Source organism: uncultured Flavobacterium sp. (assembly GCF_963922255.1).
Lineage (GTDB): Bacteria > Bacteroidota > Bacteroidia > Flavobacteriales > Flavobacteriaceae > Flavobacterium.
Window position 1 is genome coordinate 39,004 of sequence record NZ_CAWUIC010000012.1, and the last position, 12,268, is coordinate 51,271.

7 protein-coding genes are annotated in these 12,268 nt (G+C 30.3%); 3 read left to right on the forward strand and 4 right to left on the reverse strand.

The features are described 5' to 3' along the window. Nucleotides 1-15 precede the first annotated feature (15 nt). Together AABJ49_RS10490 and AABJ49_RS10495 are read right to left on the reverse strand one after the other, a co-directional pair. The gene (locus AABJ49_RS10490) at nucleotides 16-2,418 is read right to left on the reverse strand and encodes a thiamine pyrophosphate-dependent enzyme (RefSeq protein WP_338378227.1); all 2,403 of its coding nucleotides are present in this window, start codon (nucleotides 2,416-2,418) and stop codon (nucleotides 16-18) included. Nucleotides 2,419-2,585: 167 nt separating this feature from the next. Next, nucleotides 2,586-5,339 carry an aminopeptidase gene (locus tag AABJ49_RS10495; protein ID WP_338378228.1) on the reverse strand — a complete coding sequence of 918 codons (2,754 nt, stop codon included), beginning with the start codon at nucleotides 5,337-5,339 and terminating at the stop codon, nucleotides 2,586-2,588. Nucleotides 5,340-5,557: 218 nt separating this feature from the next. Here AABJ49_RS10495 and AABJ49_RS10500 point away from each other — a divergent pair, with 218 nt between their 5' ends. Both AABJ49_RS10500 and AABJ49_RS10505 read left to right on the forward strand, forming a co-directional pair. Beyond that, nucleotides 5,558-7,522, forward strand: a complete 1,965-nt coding sequence (locus AABJ49_RS10500) for an endonuclease (RefSeq protein WP_338378229.1) — start codon at nucleotides 5,558-5,560, stop codon at nucleotides 7,520-7,522. Nucleotides 7,523-7,530: 8 nt separating this feature from the next. Beyond that, on the forward strand, nucleotides 7,531-7,989 hold the full coding sequence (locus tag AABJ49_RS10505) for a hypothetical protein (RefSeq protein ID WP_338378230.1): 459 nt from the start codon (nucleotides 7,531-7,533) through the stop codon (nucleotides 7,987-7,989). A 36-nt stretch (nucleotides 7,990-8,025) separates the two neighbouring features. Here the strand turns inward: AABJ49_RS10505 and AABJ49_RS10510 are convergent, their stop codons facing one another. Then, nucleotides 8,026-8,751, reverse strand: a complete 726-nt coding sequence (locus tag AABJ49_RS10510) for a TIGR00730 family Rossman fold protein (protein ID WP_338378231.1) — start codon at nucleotides 8,749-8,751, stop codon at nucleotides 8,026-8,028. A gap of 29 nt (nucleotides 8,752-8,780) precedes the next feature. Next, a complete protein-coding gene (uvrA, locus tag AABJ49_RS10515) occupies nucleotides 8,781-11,612 on the reverse strand; it encodes an excinuclease ABC subunit UvrA (RefSeq protein ID WP_338378232.1) in 2,832 nt (943 codons plus the stop codon). Nucleotides 11,613-11,721: 109 nt separating this feature from the next. On the opposite strand from uvrA, the gene AABJ49_RS10520 reads away from it, so the two are divergent. Further along, nucleotides 11,722-12,243, forward strand: coding sequence for a hypothetical protein (locus tag AABJ49_RS10520; protein ID WP_338378233.1), 522 nt, complete (start codon nucleotides 11,722-11,724; stop codon nucleotides 12,241-12,243). Nucleotides 12,244-12,268: the final 25 nt, after the last annotated feature.

The following is a 12,268-nucleotide window of genomic DNA, read 5'->3' on the forward strand; positions in this document are numbered from 1 at the left end:
ATTTTTTATTATTTTCTAATACAAACTACTATATTTCTTCGGATTCGCTTCATGCATTATTTCATAAACCTTTTCAAAAATATCTTCTGCACTTGGTTTTGAGAAATAATCACCATCTGTGCCATAGGCTGGTCGGTGAGGTTTAGCAGCTAAGGTTTGTGGTTTGCTGTCTAAGTAATTATAAGCTGATTGATTTTCAATAATTTCTTGCAAAATATAAGCGCTTGCTCCACCAGGAACATCTTCATCTACTACTAATAAACGATTTGTTTTTTGAATACTTTTTACAATATCATGATTCAAATCGAAAGGTAATAACGATTGAACATCTATAACTTCAACATTAATGTCATGTTCTTGTAATTCTTTAGCCGCTTGTTCTACGATTCTTAATGTTGAACCATAAGAAACAATTGTAATATCAGAACCTTCTCTAATGGTTTCTACTACTCCAATTGGTGTAGTGAATTCTCCTAGATTAGTTGGCATTTTTTCTTTTAAACGGTATCCATTCAAACATTCTACGATTAAAGCTGGTTCATCGGTTTGCAATAAAGCATTGTAAAAACCTGCTGCTTTAGTCATGTTTCTTGGTACTAAAACGTGAATTCCACGAATAGCGTTTATTATCATTCCCATTGGAGAACCTGAATGCCAAATTCCTTCCAATCTATGTCCACGTGTACGAATGATTAAAGGTGCTTTTTGTCTTCCTTTGGTTCTGTATTGAAGTGTAGCTAAATCATCACTCATGATTTGAATAGCATACAATAAATAATCTAAATATTGAATTTCTGCAATTGGACGTAAACCTCTCATAGCCATTCCAATGCCTTGGCCTAATATAGTAGCTTCACGAATTCCAGCATCTGAAACTCTGAATTCTCCATATTTTTCTTGCATTCCTTCTAAACCTTGGTTTACATCACCAATATTCCCAGCATCTTCCCCAAAAACTAAGGTTTCAGGATATTTTGAGAAAATAGCGTCAAAGTTATCTCTAATAACAACTCTTGCATCAACATCTTCTGCTGAATCATCAAATGTTGGTTTTATTTCATTGATTTTTGAAATAGCATCTTTCGAAGAAGAAAATAAGTGTGAACTAAATTTAGGTTGAATAGTTTCTTTATATCCAAAAATCCAAGATGATAAATTGGCTTTACTGTCTTCGTTTTTGATTAAACGCAATACTTTTCTAGCGGTTGAAAGCGTGTCTTTTCGAATTGGTTCTTTTATAGAAGCTAAATCTGAAGCATATTTCTCAATAAAAACTTTGTTTGAACTAGAAGCAGCAATTGAATTTAATAATTCCACTAATTCATCACGTTCCGTTTTGATTGGATTTAAGTAGGCATTCCAAGCTGCTTTTTTTCCTTCTAAAACTTCTTTCTTGATTGATTTCTCTAACTCTTCAATTTCTTCAGCTGTAATTAAATTGTTCTCAATTAACCAAGTTTTCATTTTTGCTAAACAGTCAAACTCAGCTTCCCAAGCTAAACGTTCTGCATTTTTGTATCTTTCATGACTTCCAGAAGTGGAATGTCCTTGTGGTTGTGTTAATTCTTGCACGTGAATTAAAACAGGAACATGTTCTTCTCTGGCTATTTCCGAAGCTTTTTGATAGGTTTCAATTAAAGCAGGATAATCCCAACCTTTTACTCTTAATATTTCGTAACCCTTATTATCTTCATCTCTTTGAAATCCTTTTAAGATTTCAGAGATGTTTTCTTTAGTAGTTTGGTATCTTGCATGAACAGAAATTCCATAATCATCATCCCAAACGCTCATTACCATTGGTACTTGTAAAACTCCAGCAGCATTGATTGTTTCGAAAAATAAACCTTCAGAAGTTGAGGCATTTCCAATTGTTCCCCAAGCTACTTCATTTCCGTTGATTGAAAAGTTAGTTTTATTGGTAATTCCGTTTACATTTCTATATATTTTTGAAGCTTGTGCTAAACCTAGCAAACGAGGCATTTGTCCAGCAGTAGGAGAGATGTCTGCACTCGAATTTTTTTGTAACGTTAAGTTGTTCCAGTTTCCATTTTCATCTAAACTATGCGTTGCAAAGTGTCCACCCATTTGACGACCAGCACTCATTGGATCATTTTCTAAATTGGTATGACCATACAAACCAGCAAAAAATTGTTCTATGTTCAAAGCTCCAATTGCCATCATAAAGGTTTGATCACGATAATATCCAGAACGGAAATCACCATTTTTAAACGCTTTTGCCATAGCTAATTGTGGCACTTCTTTTCCGTCTCCAAAAATACCAAATTTAGCTTTTCCTGTAAGTACTTCTTTTCTACCAAGAAGACTACATTCTCTACTAGTAATTGCTATTTTTAAGTCAGAAAGAACTTCTTGCTTAAAATCTTCAAATGAAATATTTTGTTTGGTTTGTGCTTCCATAAATAATACAATTGGGTTTGGTACAAATTTAATAAATTGAATGAATTATTTATGTTAATAGCTGTTGTTTTTTAAACAAAAAATAAATTATTCATAATATTTGGCTATTTCATTAGAAATAAATAACTAAAATCACGCTAAAGGTGATTATTTTTCAAGATTATATACTAAAACCATTTTCTGGTAAATAGTGAAATTAAAGTTTTTGGACTTAAAGTAACTACAAATCTTATTTTTTGACCATAATTATCTTGATTTAATTCAAATCCGTTTGAAGACTGAACAGGAAAATACAATTCAAAATAATCAGGAACAAGATTTAAACGAATTCCACTATCATAGATAAACTGAGTACTGATAGACTTGTTTTTAATTAAACCTACATCACCATAAACTTCAATCCAATTCCAAATATTAAAACTTCCGTTAATCGTTGAAATCCATTGGTTGGCATATCTTGTATCAAATTTGGATTTAAAACCACCTTCACTCATTACAAATTGTTGGCTAAATAAACCTGTAGATTCTGAACGACCTAACAAATTATAATTGAATAAATAATCCGTTGGTCTATCAACACCAAAACTAAAAAAATCTGAATTGGTGCTTCTGTACATGAAAGTTCCTATATAAAAACGAAGATTTATTCTTCTGTTATCTTCAAACAGTTTTCTATACTCAATTTCAGCAGCTAGTTTTCCAAAAGAATTTGCAATTTGTAAATCTGTGTGAAAAGAATAATATTTAGTCATTTCTGATTGAATATTGTAGTATCGAGCATTAAAAACTGAATAATTATCCGTGTTAGCATCTGTGGTAAAAGCTGATTTTTCTCGGTCCACATAATATTGAGATAATTGGATGTATTCATTTTTATTGTATCTGAAATTTTCATCTCTAAACCTAAATTGGATCGTAGGAATAATACGTGTATACAAAGCTTCTGGAGCATAATGCGAAGTAGAAGCTGACATGGCATAACGAATGTTATATAATCTTCCTTCTCGAACATTTTGATTCACCATTCCTGATATACTTCCTACTATTTTTTGGGTGTTTGAAGAGTATTCTGGTGATAAATCAAATGTAAATGGTTTGTTTAAAACAGAACGATTATTAATTTTCATTCCTACTTTAATGCCATCATATAAATTATATTCAGCTGTTGGAACATAAAAAACCTGATTGTAATATGGGTTTTCTAAGTCTTTAAAAAAACTAAATTTTAAAGGCCTATGGTTGAAAATGAAACCATTAAGAGAATGCCAATTGTTTCTTAAATTAAATTCTGGAACCTCAGTTTTGTAATTTAAAACCAATTTATCAATATTGTTTCTAGGAATTATAATAGTGGTGTCTGATTTAATATTTGTCAACCATTTTTTATAAACAATCGTATCGTTACTTAACCCATATAAAGGTATAGGAACGTTTGTTAATGTTTTATTTTTTATTGAGACACTTATGTTTTCTTGTTGTTTTTTTATAGATCCAAATTTATAATCAATTAAATCTCTTTTGTTGATTACAGTATCAAAAAACCAATCAATATCTTTTGCTGCATTTTGTTTTAGAATGAATTCAAAGTCATATCTTGAAGTTTGCATGTTTTTATTCATTTCCAGAAACTCAACAATACTTTTTGGAACAATATTGTTTTCTAAGTAAGCATCTAAATAACGTAAACTCAAACCAGCTCTATATTTTCCTGCTATTTGCTCGTTGAATTTTATTAGGGAATTTTTATCACTTCCAATGGGTTGATCTAAGTTTTTTCTGGCCATTAACAGGTAAACATAATAAAACTGATCATTAAAATCTGTGGAAAGAATGTTGTAACCTTTAAGCAATTTAATTTTAGACAAGCTACCCATCATTTTGAATTTTGGATAGTGATAATCAATATAATTCATAAGAACATATTGTTGAATTCCTTCTTCAATCCAATGGTCTTTTCTGTGGTTAATTTGGATGTTTTCTTTTAATAAATTATTCAAATAGGTCTTTAAAAATCGTACTTCAAATATAAATTCATCTGGAAAAGGATTGATAAATGAAGGCAATTGATTTACACCATAGAACGGATTCTTGTTGTAATCATCATTAGAAATAAGAATTTTATTTTCTTTTGGAACTCCAATTTGATTCGTAACATATTTGGTAACTTTATCGATTACTAAAGCTATGTCAATTTCAGATAATCGTTTGTCTTCAAAATTAGAAACAACTTCAATATTTTCATTTTTATAACTTTTAAAAGAAATTGATTCTTTGGGTTCAAAAACAAGTGAAATGGTTTGTTTTCCTTTAGCTGTTAAAGTATATTTTTTACTATCTAAATCCTCAAAAAACGCTGTTCGTTTTAAATCACTAAAAACTTCATAATTTTTAGGAAATTCAATATCAATTTTATAATCACTTAAAGCGTTTGAAATATCATCTAAGTTTTCATTGCTTTGAACAATAAATTGCTTGTTTTCATACCTTGGGATGGTTAAAAACCAATCTTTTAAATATAGTTTTCCATTGTTGTCAAATCCATATTTAGTGAATTTTTCATTCGGAATTTTTACTACATAATTCAAAAGAATTTTATGCTGTGAATTCGGTAAAATGGGTTCTGTAAGCGTTAATTTTTTTACATCAACTCTATTATCAAAATCTTCCCATGCCAATTGGTTGAATTTTTCATCTACAATAGAATTAATTTTGGTATAACCTCTATCTTCATCTTTTGCCAAATGAAAAACCCTAGAGAATTCATCTGAAAAACGTCTAGCTAAAGCAGAATTTTTGGAAGAAAATGCATTATTCCAGTCATTTAATAAAATAGTTTTGAGAGTATCAGTAGTGTTATTGGAATATAAGATTTCCTGTTGAACGTATAAAAGATGATTTTTGGGATCAACTTTTACATTCAAATTTGTTTTATGTTGTGCCCAAACGTTACTTTGAAGCAAAAGGAAAAACAGTATGAAACGAATTAATTTCAAATTTTAGCAATTTTTTGAATGTAAATATAGCAAAAGCAAGACTTAACAAGTGGTATATTAACATTATTTTTGCTGAATTGTTGATATTAGTTTAACAATGATTTTTTTTCATTCATTTTTAAATAGTTACCTTTGTAAAAAAAATTATGATTAAGAAAATACTTTTAATTTTTACACTTCTGTTGTGTAACTTTATTTTTTCTCAAGTTGTTATTAATGAATTAGATGCAGATACACCAAGTACTGATACCCTTGAATTCTTAGAGCTAAAATCTACTACTCCTAATTTTTCTTTAGATGGTTATGTTTTAGTTTTTTACAATGGTTTCACAAGTGGAACAGGAACATTAAGTTACAACTCAATTGACTTAGATGGATACTCTACAGATATAAATGGAATTTTTTTATTAGGAAATTCTTTGCTTTCTCCATCTCCAGCTTTGGTTATTCCTAATTCAACTATTCAAAACGGACCTGATTTAGTCGCTTTATACTTAGGAAATGCATCTGATTTTCCTCTTGATACTCCTGCAACAGCTACTAATGTTGTAGATGCTTTAGCCTATTCCAACAGTGCAACAACAAGTCCTACAACTTTAATGTCTACTTTTGGTTTAACAGTTTGTGTGAATGAAAATCAAACTTCTAGTGCTGCTACAAAATCAATTCAACGTAATAATGATGGAACTTATGCTGTTGCTACTCCAACTCCAGGAGCAAATAATGATGGAACTGGTGTTGTTTTAAATGGTATTTCAATAGCTTCATCTGTAACAGAATTAACTGAAAGTGAATCTTTTATAATCACTTTTACAACTCAAAATCCTGTTCAAAATTCAAATTTGATTTTGAATTACACACTTTCTAATGGAAATTTTGGAGTAAATGATTTTACTGGAAATCTTACTACAACAATTTTAGTAGGTCAATCTTCTGCTACTGCAACTATTACAATTTTTGACGATACAACAGATGAAGGTGATGAAGAATTAAAAATTTCTGTTCTAAATGTACCTAGTGCTTATACATTGACCAATAATGACGTTATTGTTCGTGTTCATGATAATGATTTTATTGTTCAACCTTGGGGAACACCTTTAAACCCCACTTATGGTATTGTTTCAAGTACAGCTCCTGCAAATTATTATTCAAGTTTAAATGGTTTATCTGGAAGTACTCTAAAACAAGCCTTACAAGATATTATTGCTGATCCAAACGTAGTTCATGGGCATACTTATGGAGATGTGGAGTTTATATTAAAAGAATGTGATGTAAATCCTTTAAACAGTAGTCAAGTTTGGTTGATGTATGTGGAACAACCTAAATCAAAAATCGACTATCAAACAAGCAGTAGTAATATTGGTGTTTGGAATAGAGAACATATTTTTCCGCAATCAAGAGGTGGTTTTCAAGATGGAACGTTCTCTTCTTCAGATGGCATAAACATTTGGTTTCCTGTAAGTGCAAACGATGTTTTAGCAGGTCATGGAGATGCACACCATATTAGAGCTGAAGATGGAGCCGAAAACAGTTTAAGAGGCAATAGAAACTATGGACTTGACTACAATGGACCATCAGGAACACAAGGTAGTTGGAAAGGTGATGTAGCAAGAGCTTTATTTTATATGGATGTTCGATATAACGCTTTAAATGTTGTGAACGGTAATGTTGCAGAATCTCCAAGCGGTTTTATTGGTGATTTAGCTACTTTATTACAATGGCACCAACAAGATCCACCAGATGATTTTGAAATGAATAGAAATAACTATATCTACACTTGGCAAGTAAATAGAAATCCTTTTATTGATAATCCAGATTTAGCGAGTTATATTTTTGGAAGTAATGTTGGGCAACCATACGTTTTATCTAATGAAAATTTTGAAGTTTCTAAAGTTGTGGTTTATCCAAATCCAACAACAGATTATGTAGTAATCGCTGGAATTGAAGCAGAAGCTAAAGCTGAAATTTATTCGATAACAGGTCAATTAATTAAAGAAGTATCATTTACTAATGAAATTATTTTATCTTTAAGTGATGTTACTTCTGGAATTTATTTTGTTAAAATTTCTAATGATAATTCAAGTATTACTAGAAAGATTATAATTAAGTAATTAAAAAGATGAATTGGATTATTGAAAAGACGTATGTTCCTTTTTTAATTTTGATTCCAATAATTTTGATTATGGGATTTTTAAATAGAAAAGAAACATTGGATATTAACGTTCATGATACTTACTACGTAATTAATAATTTTCATTTAGCGATTATATTATCAACTGTTCTAGGAATAATTTCATTAGGATATTTTCTAATTAAATTATTTAATATTCCATTGATTAATTGGCTTTCAATTACTCATGTTATAATAAGTATACTGGGAATTATAATTATTTATATTTTATTCAAAGTAGTAAAAAATTTAGAAGTTAATACTAGTAATATAGAGTCTTTCTTTAAATACTCAAAAACTATTCAAAGAATAAATTTTGCTTTATTTTCTGCATTAACTATAACTATAATAAGTCAATTATTATTTTTATTGAATATTACAGTAAGTATTATTAAAAAAAAATTATAAAAAAAAGTCCTTCAATTTAAAGGACTTTTTATATTATTAAAAGTTAGGAGACAAATTATATTTCTTATAGAAACTATCTAAAGCTTCTAAAACTTGATCTTCATTATCTACGATTTTAATTAAGTTTAAATCATCTGGACTAACAGTTTTGTACTTGTCTCTTAAAGTTGCTTTAATCCAATCCATTAAACCTGACCAAAATTCTGTTCCAACCAATATAATTGGAAATTTGGCAATTTTTTTTGTTTGAATTAAAGTAATTGCTTCAAATAATTCATCTAAAGTTCCAAATCCACCAGGCATAACTACAAAACCTTGTGAATATTTTACAAACATTACTTTCCTAACAAAGAAGTAATCAAAATTTAAGTTTTTATCTCTGTCAATATAAGGATTGAAATGTTGCTCAAAAGGCAATTCTATATTTAAACCTACTGAAGTTCCACCACCAAAATGAGCTCCTTTATTTCCGGCTTCCATAATTCCTGGTCCACCACCAGTAATAACTCCATAGCCTCCTTTACTGATTTTGTAAGCAATTTTCTCAGCTAATAAATAATAAGGATCTTCTGGTAAAGTTCTAGCTGAACCAAAAATAGATACACATGGGCCAATTCTTCCCATTGATTCGTATCCGTTGACAAATTCTGACATAATTTTAAAAATTGCCCACGAATCGTTAGTTCTTATTTCATTCCAAGTCTTTTGTTTTAACTTTTCTTGTATTCTTTGATCGTCGTTTTCGTATTTTTCTACTGACATATTCTTTCTTTTATTATTTAACAAACACGCTAAATTAATTCTTTTTTCAAGAATTGAGCCGTGTAACTTTTTTTATTTTTTACAATTTCTTCTGGAGTTCCTTTTGCGATTAATTGTCCACCACCTTTTCCACCTTCATAACCAATGTCAATCACATAATCAGCCAATTTTACTACGTCTAAATTATGCTCGATAATCAAAACTGTATTTCCTCTATCTACCAATTCATTCAAAACTCCCATTAAAACACGAATATCTTCAAAATGCAAACCTGTTGTAGGTTCATCCATTATATAAAAAGTGTTTCCTGTGTCTTTTTTCGATAATTCGGATGCTAATTTAATTCGTTGTGCTTCACCACCAGAAAGTGTGGTACTTTGTTGTCCTAATGTAATATAACCTAATCCAACATCTTGAATAGTTTTTACTTTTCTATGAATTTTCGGAATGTTTTCAAAGAAATCAACCGATTCATCAACTGTCATATTTAAAACATCAGAAATTGATTTTCCTTTGTATCTAATTTCTAAAGTTTCTCTATTAAACCTCTTTCCTTGACAAGTTTCGCATTCTACATAAACATCTGGCAAGAAACTCATTTCAATTGTTCTAACACCTGAACCTTCGCAAGTATCACATCTTCCTCCAGAAACATTAAAACTAAAACGACCAGCTTTATAACCACGAATCATGGCTTCTGGTGTCATGGTGTATAATTTTCTAATTTCAGAAAAAACATCCGTGTAAGTTGCTGGATTACTTCTAGGAGTTCTACCAATTGGACTTTGGTCAATTTCAATAACTTTGTCAATATGTTCTAAACCTTCAATTTTTTTGTAAGGTTGAGGTTTTTTAACACCATTAAAAAAGTGAGCATTTAAAATAGGGTAGAGCGTACCATTAATCAACGTAGATTTTCCTGAACCTGAAACTCCAGTCACAGAAATCATTTGTCCTAAAGGAAATTCTACGGTAACATTTTTTAAATTATTTCCTGTTGCACCTGAAAGTTTTAGGGTTTTTCCATTCCCTTTTCTTCTTTCTTTTGGCACTTCTATTTTCATTTTACCACTCATGTATTGAGCAGTTATAGTGTTTTCTTTTAATAATTCTTTTGGAGTTCCTTCGCTGATGATTTTTCCACCAAATCTTCCTGCTTTGGGTCCAATATCAATCACATAATCAGCTCTTTCGATCATGTCTTTGTCGTGTTCAACAACAATTACCGAATTTCCTATATCACGTAAGTTTTCAAGTGATTTGATCAATCGTTCATTATCTCTTTGATGCAATCCAATGCTGGGCTCATCTAAAATATATAAAACTCCAACAAGTTGTGAACTAATTTGTGTGGCCAATCGAATTCGTTGTGCTTCACCACCAGAAAGCGATTTGGAACTTCTATTAATAGTCAAATAATTTAATCCAACATCCAATAAAAACTGTAATCTAGATTCGATTTCTTTGATGACTTCAACCGCAATGGCATTTTGTTTTTCAGATAATTTTTCAGGTAAATTTTTGAACCAATCAAAGAGTTCATTGATATCCATGTGAACTAATTCACCAATATTTTTATCGTCAATTTTAAAATAAAGCGATTCTTTTCTTAAACGACTTCCTTCACAAACCGGACATTCATTTTCGTCCATGAATTCTTTTGCCCAACGTTTCAAAGATGCTGTGTTACTCTCTTCATACTGATTTTTGATGAAGTTAGAAATACCTTCAAAATCGATTTTATATTCTTTGGTAATCCCCATTACTTTTGAAACCACTTCAAATTTTTCATTTCCACCATATAAAATGATATCCATGGCTTGTTGTGGAATGGTTTCGATTGGATCAGAAAGTTTGAAATCAAATTTATGTGCAATAATTTCCAATTGTTTAAAAATCCAAGACGATTTCATTTCACCCAAAGGAGCAAAACCACCAGCTTTTATAGATAATTTGGGATTTGGAACAATTTTTTTCAGATTGATTTCATTCACAACTCCAAGACCATTACAGTTTTCACAAGCTCCTTTTGGAGAATTGAATGAAAAGTTATTTGGTTCTGGATTTGGATAAGAAATTCCAGTTGAAGGACACATTAAATTTCGACTAAAGTAACGTACTTCTTGACTTTCTTGTTCAATAACCATCAAGATATCATCACCATGATACATAGCTGTTTTGATGCTTTCAGTTAATCTTTTATCTGTATCTTCTGTTGCATCAATAGCCATTCTATCAATAACAATTTCGATATCATGCGTTTTGTAACGATCGACTTTCATTCCGAAATCTAAATCACGAATGGTTCCATCAACCCTAACTTTCAAGAAACCTTGTTTAGCAATTTGCTCAAAAAGTTCACGATAATGACCTTTACGCGAACGAACAACAGGTGCTAGAATATTGACTCTTTTGCCATTAAAAGTTTCAACAATTAATTCTTTGATTTGCTCATCAGAATAAGAGACCATTTTTTCTCCAGTGTTGTAACTATAAGCGTCACCAACTCTAGCATATAAAAGACGAAGAAAATCATATATTTCTGTAATAGTTCCAACGGTTGAACGTGGACTTTTACTGGTAGTTTTTTGTTCGATGGCGATAACAGGAGAAAGTCCGTCAATTTTATCAACATCTGGACGTTCTAAACCACCTAAAAACTGTCTTGCATAAGCAGAAAAGGTTTCAATGTACCTTCTTTGTCCTTCAGCATAAATGGTATCAAAGGCTAATGAAGATTTTCCAGAACCTGAAACACCTGTGATAACAACCAGTTTTTCTCTTGGGATTATTACATCAATATTTTTTAAATTATGGGCTCGAGCACCAATAATTTCGATAGTTTCTTCTGTTTTTAGCATAATTTTTTGGCAAAAAGCAAAGATACTATTTTTATAGAGATTTCAAGAATGAGACGAATTGTTTTAAGAAAAGTTTTTATATTTTTGAGCGATTAAAAAAATGAAATACATGAAATTATTAGGAATAGGATCAAGAATAAAACATCAAGAATTGGGAATTGGAGTTGTTACAAATGTATCTCCAAAATTTTATTGGGTAACTTTTGTAGAAAATGGATTAGAAACAATTGAATTAGACAGTGAATTTGAAGTAATTGAAGCTTTAGAAGACGAAGTGGATTCAGTTAGTTTTTATGAAATTGAAAAAGCCTTAAAGAACTTGCTAGAAAAGTATAGCGATATTGGACCAAAAGTTTCAATTGCAGATAAATGGAAAGGTGGGAAAATCGTTTTAGAACCAGGTACACAAACTCAAAACAAAGAAATTCCGATTGATACTTTTTTCAATAAAATTATAATGGTTAGAGATAGACTACGTGTGATGGAACAAAAAATAAATTCAAGTAATTTAGAAGCTTTTGAGAAAATTGAGTTGCAACAATACATTACAAGATGTTATGGAAGTTTAACTACATTTAACGTGTTGTTTAAAAATCAGAGTGACAATTTTGTTGGAGAAAAAAGTAAATAAAAATAGCCCTTTTAGAGTTTTGTAC